The organism is Anabaena sp. EIM26 (genome assembly GCF_057568715.1).
In genome coordinates, this window is record NZ_CM172472.1 from 217,819 (window position 1) to 233,919 (window position 16,101).

A 16,101-nucleotide genomic window follows, 5' to 3' on the forward strand; every position below is an offset into this window, starting at 1 on the left:
GGAAAGTCAAGGTTTTTAGAGTAATTTTCAAGACAGAATTTAAGGAGTTTTGTCTGTAAAACTGAAAATAAATAGGGTTTGCTATAGCGTGGTGTAAGACATATATTAGGATTCAGAAATAAGAAAAAAAGAATTCCCGACTTTTTTTCAGAAATCGGGAATTGGGTTTGTAAATGGTTTTAGTTCTTCGCTTGGGTTGCAGTAGGGGGAATTGTGATATCTATTGGTGTCACCGTAGCGGCTAACTGGGTTAATGGGGGTTGAATGGCGGTTTGATTACCCACTACTAAGGTGACTAAATTTTCTGGTTTGAGGTATTTTTTGGCTACTCGTTGTATATCTGCTGTGGTTGTGGCGATAATGGCTTTTTGATAGCGAAACAGAAAATCAGCGGGATAGCCGTAATATTCGTAGCGCATTAATCGGGATAATGTTTGGCTGGGGTCTTGAAAATTGAATACAAAGGAATTGAGGGTAGATTCTTTGGCATAATTTAATTCCTTTGCTGTCACTTTTTGAATTTGCAGTCGCTTAATTTCTGCTTGTAGGGCTTTGATAAACTGGACTGTGGCATCAGAACGGGTTTGTCCGCCGGCGATGAACATTCCTGGATAATCGAAGCGGGGACTCCAGGAGCCGTATACACTGTAAGCTAAACCTTGACGCGATCGCAATTCATTAAATAAACGTCCCCCAAATCCATTTAACACTCCATTCATGACGTTTAAGGCTGCATAGTCGGGGCTGTCGAACTTTCCGCCCAAATGCCCCATGAGAATGTTACTCTGTGTGAGTTGGGGCTGATTAACCGCAAATACCCCGCCTAAATTAGCTGGTGATACTTGCGGTAACTGGGTTTTAGCGATTTGGAGATTGGGTTTCCATGCGCCTAATTTACTTTGAATGAGCGATCGCATTTTTTGTGGGTTAAAATCTCCCACAATCCCTAAAATCATATTGTTGGGATAAAAATATTCCTGGTAAAACTTCAGCAAGTCCTCACGGTCAATTTTATCCAATGTCCCATACTCTACTGTGCGAGCATAAGGACTATCTTGTCCATAAATTAATTTCCTAAACTCCCGACTCGCAATCTCACTGGGATTATCATTGCGTCGCGCAATTCCACCTTTAGCCTGAGTTTTCACCAAATCTAACTTTTCTTGAGCAAATGCTGGTTCGCGTAGCACTTCAGCAAACAGCCCAAAGACAGTTTCGACATCTTCAGTCAAACTCTCAAAACTAGCACTACCAGCAGCTTCAGAAATATCGGTTTCTACTGCTGCCGCTTTTTGCTCTAATATCTCATTTAATTCATCAGCGGAATGATTGAGAGTTCCACCAGTCCGCATTACCGAACCAACTATCTCTGCTAACCCAACTTTATCACCTGCTTCCCAACGGCTTCCCGTTTTCACCAGTGCAGTTCCACTCACTAACGGTAACTCATGATCCTCCATCAAATACACAACTAAGCCGTTATCTAGTACAAATCGTTCATACTTGGGTAACTTCACCTCGGACACAGGTGTAAACTGTAAATCGGTATAATGTTTTGCTGCTGCTGTTGCTACTCTAGAAAAATTAAAAGTTAACAGCAAAGCAATTACTAAAGCCGAAACAAAACGCCAATTTTTTGAAAACTTAAGTGGAAACTTCAATTTTTTACCCTTCACCAAAAAATTCAGCATAATTTCTCTCTTCTCTTTTTTCTCAGTTCCGTGAAAGCAGCAAGAAGGGAGCAAAGGAAGAAAATTCACCTTCTTCCTATCCTTTCTTCACTGTCACCTGTCACCTGTCAACTGTCACCTTCTTCGACAACAACTTACCAACTGTTCGATTTTCTGGGGTAAAGGTTGTTTGTGCGACACGCTGAATATCGGCAGGAGTAACTGCTGCGATGTTTTCCAACTGCTTAAATAAATTGCGCCAAGAGCCAGTTTTGACTTCATATTCCAACAACTGCTGCGCCATACCCATGTTGGAATCGAGACTCCGCAATAAACCTGCTCTGGCTTGGGTTTTCACTCGCTGTAATTCGGTTTCAGAGACAGGTTCAGTTTTTAATTTTTCAATTTCTGTTCTTAATGCCACTGCTAATTCATCGACTGTGTGACCGGGAGCAGTGAGGGCATAAAATAACATCAAATTGGGGTATTTATCTCCAGGAAAACCGCTGGAACCCTGAGCAGCTAACGCTAAACGCTGTTTTTCAATCAAGGATTTATAAAGTCGTGAAGTGCGTCCATCACTTAATAAACTGCTGATGATGTCATACGCTGCATTATCAGGATGGGTGACAGCGGGACGGTGATAACCTTCTAAATACCAAGGTTGAGAAGATAGTTGTAATGTAACTTCTCTAGTTGCGGTTTGCTTTGGTTCTGGGGCAAGTTTTTGTTGTGGTTTGGGTTTAGCTGGATAACGGCCAAAGTAAACTTGTGCTAATTTTTTGACTTCTGTGGGGTCAACATCGCCGACAATTGCGATCGCTAAATTGCTAGGAACATAGTAAGTGTCAAAAAATTTCTTCACATCTGACGGTGTTAAGTTGCGGATATCTTCGTCATAACCAATCACCGGTCGTCTGTAGGGATGAGTTTTGAAGGCAGTATCGTTAAATTTCTCCACCATCATACCTATAGGAGAATTTTCTACTCGCATTCGTCGCTCTTCTAAAATTACATCTTTTTCTTTATAAAACTCCCGAAATACAGGATCTAAAAATCGCTCTGATTCTAGAGACATCCATAATTCCAATTTATTTGCAGGAAAGCTGTAAAAATAACGGGTAGCTTCGGTGGAAGTATTAGCATTTAAACCTACACCCCCCGCTTGCTCAACAATTTGCCCAATTTCGTTTTGCTTAACTAGCTTGACTGCTTGAGCTTCAACTGATTTAAACTCAGTTTGCAATTTTGCTAAGTCGTCTTTTTGATCTTTAGCTTTCGCAGTTCTAATTTGGGTGTCTAGCTGTTCTAATCTTTCTAGTAGCGGTTTTTCAGCTTGGTAATCTGTTGTCCCAATGCGCTTTGTACCTTTAAAAGCCAAATGTTCTAAAAAGTGCGCTACACCTGTTTGTCCATCTGGTTCATCTATGCCACCAACGTCAGCATAAGTGAGAAATGAGACTACTGGTGCTTGATGTCGTTCTAAAATGATGAACTTCAAGCCATTATCAAGACGAAATTCTGTTAACTGCTTAATTACCCGATCTAAATAAGGTTGAATTGAAGTTTGCTGAGATTGCAGTCCTATAGCGACTTCTGGCATTAAGCCCCAACAAGATATCATCAATGCTAAAGCAGTTGCCAACAGACGACGTAAGACTGGGGGGTGGGAAGATGATTTTGTCTGGAAATTTTTAGGAATGGGGATTAAACAATCCAAAATCCAAAATCTAAAATCTAAAATCCAATGGTTCATAGCAAAAATTAAAGTAAAGTTACACTTCTTGAGAAATATACTAATTAACAAACAGAGCGTTAATCTTGTATTAAGCTTTTTAGGCTTTTTGGGCTAAACGTTAGACAATATTGCTACAAGTCGTGTTCCTGAGATATAGCAATAACTACTATTATTATGCGAGTTTTTAATTCTCCCCCACCGTCAGAGGCGCAGACGCGCACCCGTATCCTACAAGCGGCGCAAAAGTTATTTGCTGCTCAGGGATTCGATGGTACAACCACCCGCGATTTAGCGCAAGCAGCAGGTGTAGCTGAGGGTACTCTGTTTCGTCATTTTTCTAATAAAAAGGCGATTTTGGTCGAAGTAGCAACTAGCGGTTGGGTGGAAATTCTTACAGATTTGTTGACAGAATTGAGTGAAATGGGTAGTTATAAAGCTGTAGCTCAGGTAATGCGCCGGCGAATGTGGAATATGCAAAAAAACGTGGAAATGATGCGAGTTTGTTTCATGGAGGTGCAGTTTCATCCAGATTTGCGCGATCGCATTCAAACTGAAGTTATTGATAAAATGACGGATGTAGCGGAAGCTTTCTTTCAAACAGCGATGGATAAAGGTATCTATCGCCAAACAGATGCCAAACTAGTGGCTAAGGTATTTTTAGGAATGTTTGCCGTAGCTGGTTTTTCTGATCATACCCTCCTAGAACCCAACGCATCCCCCCAAGAAATGCAAAAAATGGCCGAAGGACTCGCTGATATTTTCCTCAATGGTGTCTTAGTTAAAGAATCTTAGAGGGTGTTAATTACTAAAAGCCTTGTATCTAATGGATTTATACTCAGCACTCAGCTATCGTTTACTAAGAATCTTGCCACTGAGATTAACTGTGTAATTCAGTGATTTCTGAAAATTTGTTACTGTGACATTCCAACCTTCAAGGCGCTGTGTTGGTATGCAAGGTTCATTGGGTGCAGCTGTGGGACTACGAAAACAATTGAATCTTGGTGCAACTTGGGTAATGCTGAGATTAGCAATGGGTTTTTTTAAGTCTGATTGGGCGGCGTTGAATACTGTGCGAGCGATCGCAGTTGGTATCTCATCAGTGCGGTTGGGAAGTCCAGCGATCGCTTCGGTGCGAATATTAACTTTATCGTTGCTAATGCGATATATTTGCCGTGTTTGGGACTTTCCCGCCACCGTCACCCGATAGCCCCGAATTGTTTGTTGAGCGCAGGATTGGGCTAAATTCCCTAATCCTAAACAGCTATCCGTAAAGGTTTTAGGCTCGATTTTCGTAATCAGAACAACCGAGGGTAAGATTTGCAAGTGTTTGCTGGCAATACTCTTGATTTCCTTACCCACCGGAATCGGTAAGCCGCTTTCAATAACAGGATTACTACGTGCAATCAATTGTAAATCATCGGCTGTTTCACCTTGAAACACCCAGCGTTGGCGTTGGTGGGGAATGGTAATTTTCCAGCCTTGGCGAAGAACAGGATCGCAGGGATAAGGGGCAGAAATATTTTCACAACCACTTGCCCAGGTTGTCTTTGCAGATGAAATATTAGTTAATGCGGGTTGTCCAGGATAACCCCATTTTTTCGCCTGTTGAATCGCTGCTGTGATCATTGCCGGTGGTGGAACTTCTTGGGCAGGTTTTCCCAGAGAATGGATATTTTGCCCGTTCCTTTGCATCAAGACTCTAAAGTTACTATTATCAGTGGTGAAATAGACCAAACTTTGACGCTGATCAGCGATCGCAATTTTCCAGTTAGGTACAGGATTGTACATCCAGATATCGCCCTTACCAACTCGCTCAATTTGAACGACTTTTGCAGTATGATCAAGTTTCTCATTAGCGATCGCATCTTGAAGCACTTGTTGAGCGATCGTCTTTGCTTGTGGTGTCATCAAAACTTGCGGATTAGCAACGGTAGACTGTAAGGAGATGAGGCAACTAGAAACAAGCAGACATCCAAAAATAGTTGATTTGACTAAGGCTGAGTGGGAAAATTTTTGCAGCATAGAATATAGATTGAGCAATCTCAGTAAATCTTGCAATCTCAAGTTAGCCAATAAATACTCAGCCTCAGGATTGGGTTACAGATTTGGAAACAAAATACAGATTTCAGATGTAGGTTGGGTTGAGAGACGAAACCCAACACCTACCTGAGTTCGGAGTTTCTCCTATGCCTACGGCACGGCTTCGCCGAATGGAGACGCTACGCGAACGGAATTATGATTTTTAAGAGCGAGAGAATAAGGGTTTGAGAGTCCTAGCGGGGGCGAGTTTTCCACAAATTATCTTATGTCTAACTCAGGTTCATCCAAGTTGAGAACTGGAGTTTTTCAAAGGGGAACTAGGATTTAGGAAAAAAACAATTAAGAAAAAACTATGGGTTTCAAAGTAAGTAGACTGGTTTATACAAATGCAATTTGTAACTCTATCAATGTATAAGGTTTAGAGTTTTACACTAGGAATTAGTCTAAAGACCAGTTAATAAGTAGCTAACCACAGTATCTATTTAAATAAATTTATATAAAAGGTGCAATCTTATATTTATTGAGTGCAGAATGGGTACGTTAAATATATATATCTTCGAGTGTTATCAAATTCATGTCTTATTTTCTAGAGGCAGATAAACTGCCTTGGTTACTAGTCAGCGAAAACTTAATCATTTCTTGTTGTTATTTGATCATTGGTAGTGTAATCGCTCACGGGGTTTGGCGTAATCGGCAGCTTGGAGTTGACCCACTCGTGGTTACAGTAGCTATGATTTTCTTGAGTTGCTCTCTTGGTCACGGCTTGCATGGATTGAAAGCGCTGGGGTTGATTCATTCACTCCTCTGGCAAACAGTAGCAGACTTGCTCACAGTGGTTATTGCTGTAAGATTTCTGACTTTTTACAAAAGTTTTGATTTACTAGCTTGCTTCAGTCAGATATTTGCATCAAAGATGGAACTAGAGAGCAAAAACCAACTTTTAGAACAAACTATAGTAGAACTTAAACAGACACACGCTCAGTTAATTCAACAAGAAAAAATGTCGAGTTTGGGACGATTAGTTGCAGGTGTTGCACATGAAATAAATAACCCAATTAACTTTATTCACGGTAACTTGGCTCATGTCCAAGAATATGCAGAGGATCTATTGAGCATTGTCAAAGCTTACCAAGTTCAATTTCCTGTTCCACAATTGCAAATTCAAACGCTAATCGCAGCAGTTGATTTAGAATTTCTCCAAGAAGATTTGCCGAAAATATTAGCTTCTATGAAAGTAGGAAGTGAGCGCATACGGCAAATTGTTCTGTCACTGCGAAATTTCTCACGTTTAGATGAAGCTGAACTTAAAACTGTAAATATTCATGAAGGAATTGATAGTACACTCATGATTTTGCAACACCGTCTCAAAGCAAAACCAGAGCGTCCAGAAATTATGGTTATCAAAGATTACAATAATTTACCTGATGTTGAGTGTTATCCTGGCTCACTCAATCAAGTAATTATGAACATTCTGACAAATTCAATAGATGCGCTGGAAGAAAGCAATACCAAAAAATTATATCAAGGAATTAAAGATAATCCTGCTCAAATTAAAATTCAGACTTCTCTAATCGCAGAAGAATGGGTAGAAATTACAATACACGATAATGGAATTGGTATTCCTGAGCATCTTCAGCAGAAAATTTTTGAGCCATTTTTTACTACAAAATCCATAGGACAAGGAACAGGAATTGGTATGTCGATTAGCTATCGGATTATTGTCGAAGAGCATCATGGAAAGTTGGTTTGTTTTTCACATATAGATAAAGGAACTAAATTTATAATTCAAATCCCATTAAAACAAGATTACAAGATACAGCAGTTTGCATAGTTAGGAGGTACAAAATCTAAGTTGAGACCTATACACAAAGCCAGTTTTACTTGTGACATACTCCACACACTCCCTTTCAGGTGAGTGTGGGCTTCTCAGTGACTCCTCTCTAAAAATTTTAGATTTGGGATTGGGAATTTTTGGTACAAGCCCCTAACTCAACTGTGCCACAAGTTGATTTTCTACCAAGGTGTCATTGGTCAGCAAATCCTCAACGGTGATGCGTAATAATCGCTGTTCGTCAACTTGAAATAAGATTTTAATGCGATCGCTCCCCGGAAACCCTGGGGGGCTAAGTTGGGCAATATTTCTGGCACCTTCTTGATCATTCAGCGGTTTGACGGTGATGTCCATACTGTTAATTTTACGAGTAATTAAACGCTCTCCATCAAAATAAACTTCTGTCCCTCCAGTTTCTGCACCCAATTCCCCCAAAACTAACTCTATGCTGGGTTGATTTTCCCTAGAAGCGCCCAAGACTAATTCTACTGGTTGGGTCATGGGATAAGCCTGTCCAGCCCTGATAATTGGTTGCCAGCTGTGACGCTGGTGACGACGATCCCAGTAACGCACACCATAACTATGATAGAGATAGTCTTTAATTTCTAAACCTTGAGTGATTTGCAACGCCCCTTGTGCGATCGCTTCAAACGGACTTTCACAGCGGATTTTTTCTGGCTCAAAATATTGGCTGACCCATGTCTGCACCGCAGTTAATTGCACAGATCCACCAACCAACAAAACTGCATTAATATCATCCAGTTCAATGCCCTGACGACGTGCTTGCTGTAACAGCGTCATCATTGCCTCATGCAAGCGGTCGAAAAATCCGTTTTCTTTGAGGATTTCTTCTAGTCCCTTGCGATTAAGTTCCATATCATAGCTTTCAAAAGTATCATTATTAAAATAAAATTCACTAGCGTGATTTTGGGTAGATAGCTGAATTTTTAACTTTTCTGCCAGTCGAGTTGTCAGGGAATTAACTGGAAATCCTTGACTTTTGGCAAAGTAATCAACTATCCAATTATCTATATCAGTACCGCCTAAATTTTGCCCTGCTTTTGCTAACACACGGGCTGTTTTGATTTTTTGCTTCGAGTCTTCAGCCAGGGATTTATTACCCCATTTGAGCAGAAATCCTACTTTTGCTGGTGTTTTTTGCTCTAAACTCACTAGAGACAAATCTAAAGTCCCACCGCCAAAATCAATTACCAAGAGATTTTCTTGTCCTGACAAACCATAACCCAAAGCAGCGGCTGTTGGTTCATCTAATATCCGCACCTGTTCAATGGGAAGCGCTTGACAAACTTTGCCTAACCAGTAACGATAAGCTTCAAAGCTATCTACGGGTACAGTTAAAACTAAAGAATCTATTCCCCCTTCTATGGGTGCTAATTCAGAAATTACCTTGTTTAAAAACCATGCTCCTACTTGTTCAAAAGAGATGGTTTTTCCATCTATTTCTGGTGAAAACCCTGGGATATTTGCACCAATACCCCGTTTAAAGCTGTGGAAAAATCTAGAGTCACCTTTGATATCCAAACCGCGATCGCGCACTTGTTGCCCAACTAATATCTGATTCTGGGTGGCTTCTTCCACATAAACCAAGCTGGGAATCAGTGGGGGATTGAATTGCTCCTGAATTGATAAATTCGGTATATTTATAGTTTCCGGTTGCTGGGTGACGGGATTCCAGCGCGTAATGACTGTGTTACTAGTACCAAAATCAATAGCAATAGGCATATCTTATTTTATTCTTTCACACCCGATGTAAATACGTAAGTATAGTTAATATATCGTTAATTATTCTCGATTAACCACCAATTTTGCAAATGAGTAATAGCTTTTTCTTTTTGTTTCGCTTCTACCTCTATCCAAGGCGCTTGGTAGTAAGCGTCAGGCATAGCAGTAATTAAATCACTGTGCTTTCTATCATTAAAACCTGAGTCACCGTTGGAAATATGTACTAACTGCCAATCTGGATCTAACCAAGTTTCTCGTGCTGCTAAAAGCATAAACTCTACACTTGGATGATTATAAGTATCTAACTTTTCATAACAAATATGGTGATGAGCATCAAACACCATCGGTATTCCTGCCTGTTGACATACCATTAAAATATCATTGGCGTTATAGGCATATTCATCATTTTCTAAAGTCAACCGATTTTTGATACCTGGTGGTAGTTCAGAAATCACTTTTACTAACTTTTCTGCACGTTGAGATTTGCCACCATGAATATTCATCAGCGCCCAAGGTGATTGGGGTAAACCGAGTAAATCTAATGTGCGGGCGTGCCTTGCTAAAATTTTGATACTCGTTTCTACTACTTCAGATGAATCAGAACTCAACACTACAAATTGATCTGGATGTAACACCATTCTGATCCCCAAAGTTTGGGCTATTTGACCAATTTTACCTAAATCTGCACTCATCTCCTCTAAAATATTTGCACCAATTTCATCTTCCAGATCGCTGAGAGGAAATAAAGCCGAAGTCATTCGATAAAGCCGAATATTCTGCTTTTGACAAAAAGACAAAGCCTCATCTAAGCACCGCAAATTATGTTGATAAAGTTGTCTCAAAGTATCTTCACGTTGTTGAAGAGAGAGTTTTAAATAACGGGTACGGGTAATAGTCCGAAAGCGCACTTGCTGATCAGAAGTGATGCAAACCAGACCTAAATACGGCTTAGTGCTGGTTTGTTGCTGTGCATTGATTTTTTCTAATTGAATTTGAGTCATTAATTTAACAATGTATTCTTAGTATTTTTGCAGAAACTTTTGTGAGATTACATCTGTCAAGATGCTTAAATTCTCTAAAAATCTGAGTATCTGCCCATGTCTCCTTCTGCTCAAGGCATTCCTGGTTTGCCAGATTTGACACATCCTCAAGAGTTAGTACAATTTGGCACTCAAGTATTTCAAGGTTCATTGCTATTGATATTTTTGATTGTAGCGTTGGGAGTTGCGATCGCACTCATCAGTTTTTCCCTCAGACGCAACACCACAGAACAAGCCGTTTTCTTTGGTGAATGGTCGATTCGCTATTCTCAATTATTGCGGGGACTACAGCATTTAGCCCTAATTTTAATTTTATTAATCACCGGATTTTTCCTATTTTCCACCCTCAGCAATCGTTACCACCACTGGGAACAAGCCAAAATAGCCCAAGTCGCAGAAAGCGTTGCCGGTGATAAATTAGAACAAAGTGCGCCCCAAATCCGCTACATTACCGAAGAGCCATACATCTATACCACCCAAGTTGATGGCAAAATAGTCAAAGTCAACGACAAACAAAAAGTTACCCGTTACCTCACACTAGCCGGCTCGCAAATTCAAGTCACAATTGACCAAAGTGTCAACGTTCAAAACAGCAGCGTCATTTACAACACTGACTACACTGCTGATTATAAAGTTATTAACCCCCTCAGCGATATTGATAGTTTTTTCTTTGAAGCACCACCACCAGAGGGGTACTCATTACTAAAAAGTTACAAAATAGAACGTGACGGTACAAGATTAAAACAAACTAATCCCGGTGATTATGGATTTCCCTTCAGTTTAAAACCAGGAGAAGAAACAACATTTAAAGTCACCTATCAAGCTATAGGTGGTTCACGTTGGGTTTATAGTGCAGCCAATCAACTACTTTCTCAATTCCGTCTCATAGCAACAGCCAATTTTAGAAATGCAGATTTTGCTAGTGGCATTGTTCCCACTAACGTTAAAGTTGATGGTAACAGCACCCAATTCACTTGGACATTTGATGAAAATGTTTCTGTCAAAAATCCCTTTGGCGTATTTACCAGTACCCAACCTATTAAAAATACTGGCATTATCCCCCGGTTATTACTATTAGCTCCCGCACTGTTTCTTTGGTGGATATTACTTTTGTATTTGTCTCTACCAATGAATTTAAAAAATGTTGCCATAGCCGGGGCTATTTTCTTTGCCTGCTTACTAACTTTAACCTACATGGCGCGGGTAATAAATGCCGAACTAGCTTGGACAATGATTGCATCTATCTTTCTAATTTTAACCTATGGTTTAGGCTCAAATCGTCATACTTCCTTATCTGCAATTATTTGTACAATTGCTGGCGCTGTTTTACCTGTTTTTGGTTTATTAATACCTTTTAGTGGTTTAACTCTCAGTCTAGCCGGCTTGCTATCAGTCGCATGGTTAGCAGTTCTGCATTGGTATGGTTGGTATCGGTTTCCAAATCCTTAAATTGACATTTTGAGTAATCTTCAGCCGTAGCTGATCAAACTACAAGTGTTAGATACCACACGACAAAGTTTTCAAACAACCTCTAAGGGAACACCAAAAAATAAATGACCTAAACAAAAACCGTAGGGTGGGTTAGCGACAGCGTAACCCACCATTATCCTTGAATTTAATTTATGGTGTACGGACTAGCGTCCTAAAACACCCTACAAATTGGGGATTTTTTTATTTGGAAGTCCCTAATCTATAGGAATCAATACAGTTCAATTAACGACGTAGTTGTCATACGCTACGCTATCAGCAAGCCCTAATTATCTAATTTTACTCAGCACTCGTTTGCAGCTATATTGACAATACAGTTATAAATATTACAAACTGAAGAATCTGCTCCTGATTATTTAGCAGCTTGTTCTGTTCAATGATATTGGAATTAATGATGCTGAAAAAATCAATGTTGGCATTACTTACACTCATCTCACTACCCGGAATTATTAATATTCTTTCGTTATCAAAGTCTGTAGCCACCATACCTAGACAGATAGAGGTTATAGCCCAAAAGCCAGCTAATACAGATAAAGCCGATAAAGCTTATCAGGAAGGTATTCAACTATTTCAGCAAAAAACATCAGCATCTCTAAAACAGGCAATTACAAAATTGGAAGAAGCACTTATTTTATATGAAAAAGCCAGTAATAGCTCTGCCCAAGCCGTCACTCTTATTTACATCGGTTTTATTTATGATCAAATTGGCCAATCTCAAAAAGCAATAGAACTTTATAACTTAGCTCTTCCTATCTCCCGACAAATAGAGGATAAATCCCTGGAAGCACTCACCCTACATAATATTGGGAAAGCCTGTGATGATATGGGTGAAAAGCAAAAAGCTCTAGAATATTATAACCAAGCTCTCCCTCTCAGGCAAAAATTAGGAGAGAAAAGAGGCGAAGCATTAACTCTCAACAATATAGGCAAAATTTATGATGATATAGGACAAGAAAAAAAAGCCTTGGAATATTATAATCAATCTCTTTCCCTTTCTCAACAAGTAGGTGAAAAATCAAATGAAGCATTAACTTTCAATAACATGGCCGCTATCTATAATGAAATAGGCGACAAACAAAAAGCCCTAGAATATTACAATAAATCCTTAGCATTTTGGCAACAAACAGGTAATCAATATAGGGAAGCTCTTATACTTAATAATATTGGTTTAATCCACTCCAATCTTAATGCAGCACAAAAGGCTCTAGATTATTATAATCAATCTCTGCGGCTGCGAAGGGAAATCAAAGACCAAATTGGAGAAGCCAATACTCTCAATAATATTGCCTTTGTTTACAATCAAATAGGTGAAAATGAAACAGCTTTAAAATACTATAATCAGTCTCTTGATATTTCCCAAAAGATAGGCGATACAAGTACAGAAGCTATTATTTTCAATAACATCGCTATTGTTTATAGTGATATTGCACAAAAACCTAAAGCTTTAGAATACTTACAAAAATCTTTATTGCTTTTTCAAAAATTAGCTGACAATACAAAAGCCACAATGGTTTTAGCTAAACTTGGTAGTGTGTATTCAGATATAGGAGAAAAGCAAAAAGCACTACAATACTATAACCAATCTCTTTCTCTATATCAACAAATAGGTGATCAATCAGGAGAGGCAGTTATTCGCAACAATATTGGTAAAGTCTATAATGATTTAGGAGAAAATAAAAAAGCACTAGAATACTATGCCCAATCTCTTCCCATATTTCAACAGTTAGGGGATAAAGACAAACAAGCAAATACTCTCAACAATATTGGTGGAACTTACTCTAAATTAGGAGAAAAACAAAAAGCACTTTCTTACTATCAGCAATCTCTTGATTTATCCCAACAAGTTGGCGATCAAAATCTAGAAGTATTGGCGATTAACAACATTGGAGGAATTTATGATGATCTGGGAGAAAAGCAAAAATCTTTAGATTATTTTAATCAATCTCTGCTGCTGGCTCGACAAATTGGTAATCAAAATATAGAAGGTATTATTATCAATAATATTGGTAGTATTTATGATAAATTAGGAGAAGAACATCAGGCACTTGATTACTATAATCAATCTTTAAGTTTATTCAAAAAATTGGGAGATAAATCCAGAGAATCCCTAACCCTCAATAATATTGGTGGGATTTATAATGATTTAGGTGAAAAGCAAAAAGCTCTAGATTACTTCAATCAATCCTTGCCCCTAGCTCGACAAGTAAGTAACAAGAGTAGAGAGGCTTTGTTGCTCAATAATATTGGGGGAATTTATAGCAGTCTAGGAGAGATGCAGAAGGCTTTAGAATATTACCAGCAATCTGTTTTTCTTGCCCAACAAATGGGAGAAAAAGGTTCAGAAGCAATTTTTATTCATAACGTTGCTTCTATCTACTCCAGTACAGGGGAAAAACAAAAAGCTCTAGATTACTATGACCAATCTCTTGTACTCAAAAGACAAGTACAAGATCAAGCTGGGGAATCTTTGAGTCTTTACAATGTTGCTGAACTGCAACGTGATTTAGGTAATTATCAACAAGCTCTAACTTCGATAGAAACTGCTATCAAAATTGTAGAGAAACTGCGAACCAAAATTGGCTCTCAAGAACTCCGTGCTTCTTACTTTGCCACAGTTCAAGATTACTATAAACTATATATTGATTTGCTGATGCAACTGCATCAAAAAAATCCTCATCAAGGCTATGATGCTCAAGCCCTTCATGCCAGTGAACGTGGCCGCGCTCGCAGTTTGTTGGAACTACTTACTGAAGCTAATGCAGATATTAGAACTGGTGTAGATTCTCAACTCTTAGCTGAAGAAAGTAATTTGCAACAACAACTTAACACCTTAGAAAATAACAAATATCAACTTCTTAATAGTCAGTACAGCCAGAAACAATTACAAGAACTTCAAGCAAATATTGAATCCTTACTTACCCAAATTGACCAACTGGCAGCAAAAATCCGCCTTACTAGTCCCCGCTATGCCGAACTTAAATATCCTGAACCCTTGACTCTAAAAAAGATTCAAGAACAGGTACTAGATGATAATACTGTACTTTTAGAATACTCCTTGGGGAAGGATAGGAGCTATTTATGGGTAGTTAGTAAAAAGGGGATGACTAGCTATCAATTGCCAAAACTTGCGGTTATAAAAGCTGCATCTGACGAATTTTACTCTTTTCTCAAAACAGGAAAAGAAGGAGATTTAGAAGCAGGACAGAAATTAAGCCAAATGTTGTTGCAACCAGTAGGGAATCAATTGGGCAACAAACGCTTGCTAATAGTCGGTGACGGGGCATTACAATATATTCCCTTTGCAGCCCTGCCAATACCTTCAGCAAAATTAGGTTACACACCTCTGTTGGTACAGAATGAAATTGTCTCTTTACCGTCAGCTTCGACAGTAGCTATTTTGCGTCGTCAACTCCGAGGTCGTCGTCCAGCAGCTAAAACTCTGGCAGTAATAGCCGACCCGGTATTTGAATTAACAGATACTCGTTTTTCAGGTGTGCCAACGTTTACTAAACCTACCACCATTGCCAGTAGTCTCACTCGCTCTGCTTTTGATGTGGGTTCTACCCTAAATAGATTGGAATATACACGCCAGGAAGCTGAGAAAATTCTTGCCCTTGTCCCAGAAAATAAACGTTTGCAAGCATTTGATTTCCAAGCTTCTCGTGATATAGCAACTAATTCTGAATTAGGAAATTACCAAATTATTCATTTAGCAACTCACGGTTTAATCAATTCTATCCATCCAGAGTTATCTGGTGTGGTATTGTCTTTATTTGATCAAAATGGCAAATCACAAAATGGTTTTCTACGTCTTCAAGATATTTTTAACCTCAATTTACCTGCGGAGTTGGTAGTTTTAAGTGCTTGCGAAACGGGACTAGGTGAAGAGGTGAAAGGTGAAGGTTTAGTGGGACTAACGAGGGGGTTTATGTATGCGGGAGCTAAACGAGTGGTGGTGAGTTTGTGGAGTGTGAGCGATGTGGGTACGGCAGAGTTGATGACTAAGTTTTATCAAAAGATGCTCAAGGAGGGGTTAAATCCAATGGCAGCATTGAGGACGGCGCAATTAGAAATGTGGCGCAATAAGAACTTCTCTGCGCCTTATTATTGGGCAGCTTTTTCTATTCAAGGTGATTGGCAGTGATGCAAACTGAGGAGATGTCTAAAGATCATCTGAGTTCGGAGTTCGGAGTTTCTCCTATGCCTACGGCACGGCTTCGCCGAATGGAGACGCTACGCGAACGGAGTTCTGATTTTTAAGAGCGAGAGAATAAGGGTTTGAAACTCCTACTGAAGGCGAGTTTTCCACAAATTATCTGATGTCGAACTCAGGTAAAGATCAGGTTTAATAATCAAGAATTCAGGGTTAGGCTATCAGCAAGCCCTAATTAATATCTCTTACAGCATAGAAGCTTATATATCGAATGGCAGAAGATATTACAGAAAAGCCGAAGCTATTATTATACAGTTGCAAGCCCTAAATAAGCCATAAATTTGATCCATTCTAACACCAAAATACACAACAGCTATTACCTCCTAATAAGGATACCT

Annotated in this window: 9 protein-coding genes; 4 read left to right on the forward strand and 5 right to left on the reverse strand. The window is 39.2% G+C overall.

Annotated elements, in window-relative coordinates; all coding sequences use genetic code 11:
• Positions 1 to 179: 179 nt before the first annotated feature.
• Both AC012T_RS00890 and AC012T_RS00895 read right to left on the reverse strand, forming a co-directional pair.
• Positions 180 to 1,691 carry a M16 family metallopeptidase gene (locus AC012T_RS00890; RefSeq protein WP_487062451.1) on the reverse strand — a complete coding sequence of 504 codons (1,512 nt, stop codon included), beginning with the start codon at positions 1,689 to 1,691 and terminating at the stop codon, positions 180 to 182.
• Between the two features lie 100 nt (positions 1,692 to 1,791).
• Positions 1,792 to 3,294 (reverse strand): M16 family metallopeptidase, encoded by a 1,503-nt coding sequence (locus tag AC012T_RS00895; protein WP_487066378.1) that lies wholly within the window; start codon positions 3,292 to 3,294, stop codon positions 1,792 to 1,794.
• 288 nt (positions 3,295 to 3,582) lie between these two features.
• On the opposite strand from AC012T_RS00895, the gene AC012T_RS00900 reads away from it, so the two are divergent.
• Complete coding sequence (locus AC012T_RS00900) at positions 3,583 to 4,200, forward strand: TetR/AcrR family transcriptional regulator (protein ID WP_015212408.1); 618 nt, start codon at positions 3,583 to 3,585, stop codon at positions 4,198 to 4,200.
• Positions 4,201 to 4,254: 54 nt separating this feature from the next.
• On the opposite strand, the gene AC012T_RS00905 is transcribed toward AC012T_RS00900, so the two are convergent.
• The gene (locus AC012T_RS00905) at positions 4,255 to 5,430 is read right to left on the reverse strand and encodes a hypothetical protein (protein WP_487062453.1); all 1,176 of its coding nucleotides are present in this window, start codon (positions 5,428 to 5,430) and stop codon (positions 4,255 to 4,257) included.
• Between the two features lie 592 nt (positions 5,431 to 6,022).
• On the opposite strand from AC012T_RS00905, the gene AC012T_RS00910 reads away from it, so the two are divergent.
• A complete protein-coding gene (locus tag AC012T_RS00910) occupies positions 6,023 to 7,279 on the forward strand; it encodes a sensor histidine kinase (RefSeq protein ID WP_487062455.1) in 1,257 nt (418 codons plus the stop codon).
• Between the two features lie 153 nt (positions 7,280 to 7,432).
• On the opposite strand, the gene AC012T_RS00915 is transcribed toward AC012T_RS00910, so the two are convergent.
• A complete protein-coding gene (locus AC012T_RS00915; protein ID WP_487062457.1) occupies positions 7,433 to 9,022 on the reverse strand; it encodes an Hsp70 family protein in 1,590 nt (529 codons plus the stop codon).
• Positions 9,023 to 9,078: 56 nt separating this feature from the next.
• Positions 9,079 to 10,023 carry a UV DNA damage repair endonuclease UvsE gene (uvsE, locus tag AC012T_RS00920; RefSeq protein ID WP_487062459.1) on the reverse strand — a complete coding sequence of 315 codons (945 nt, stop codon included), beginning with the start codon at positions 10,021 to 10,023 and terminating at the stop codon, positions 9,079 to 9,081.
• Between the two features lie 96 nt (positions 10,024 to 10,119).
• Between uvsE and AC012T_RS00925 the strand changes: the two genes are divergently transcribed.
• Positions 10,120 to 11,511 carry a hypothetical protein gene (locus AC012T_RS00925; RefSeq protein ID WP_487062461.1) on the forward strand — a complete coding sequence of 464 codons (1,392 nt, stop codon included), beginning with the start codon at positions 10,120 to 10,122 and terminating at the stop codon, positions 11,509 to 11,511.
• A 415-nt stretch (positions 11,512 to 11,926) separates the two neighbouring features.
• Positions 11,927 to 15,694, forward strand: a complete 3,768-nt coding sequence (locus AC012T_RS00930) for a CHAT domain-containing tetratricopeptide repeat protein (RefSeq protein ID WP_487062463.1) — start codon at positions 11,927 to 11,929, stop codon at positions 15,692 to 15,694.
• Positions 15,695 to 16,101 lie beyond the last annotated feature (407 nt).

Coding starts and splice junctions, on each gene's coding strand:
- AC012T_RS00890 (WP_487062451.1), bottom strand. CDS start 1,691: ATGCTGAATTTTTTGGTGAAGGGTAAAAAATTGAAGTTTCCACTTAAG.
- AC012T_RS00895 (WP_487066378.1), bottom strand. CDS start 3,294: ATGATATCTTGTTGGGGCTTAATGCCAGAAGTCGCTATAGGACTGCAA.
- AC012T_RS00900 (WP_015212408.1), top strand. CDS start 3,583: ATGCGAGTTTTTAATTCTCCCCCACCGTCAGAGGCGCAGACGCGCACC.
- AC012T_RS00905 (WP_487062453.1), bottom strand. CDS start 5,430: ATGCTGCAAAAATTTTCCCACTCAGCCTTAGTCAAATCAACTATTTTT.
- AC012T_RS00910 (WP_487062455.1), top strand. CDS start 6,023: ATGTCTTATTTTCTAGAGGCAGATAAACTGCCTTGGTTACTAGTCAGC.
- AC012T_RS00915 (WP_487062457.1), bottom strand. CDS start 9,022: ATGCCTATTGCTATTGATTTTGGTACTAGTAACACAGTCATTACGCGC.
- uvsE (WP_487062459.1), bottom strand. CDS start 10,023: ATGACTCAAATTCAATTAGAAAAAATCAATGCACAGCAACAAACCAGC.
- AC012T_RS00925 (WP_487062461.1), top strand. CDS start 10,120: ATGTCTCCTTCTGCTCAAGGCATTCCTGGTTTGCCAGATTTGACACAT.
- AC012T_RS00930 (WP_487062463.1), top strand. CDS start 11,927: ATGATATTGGAATTAATGATGCTGAAAAAATCAATGTTGGCATTACTT.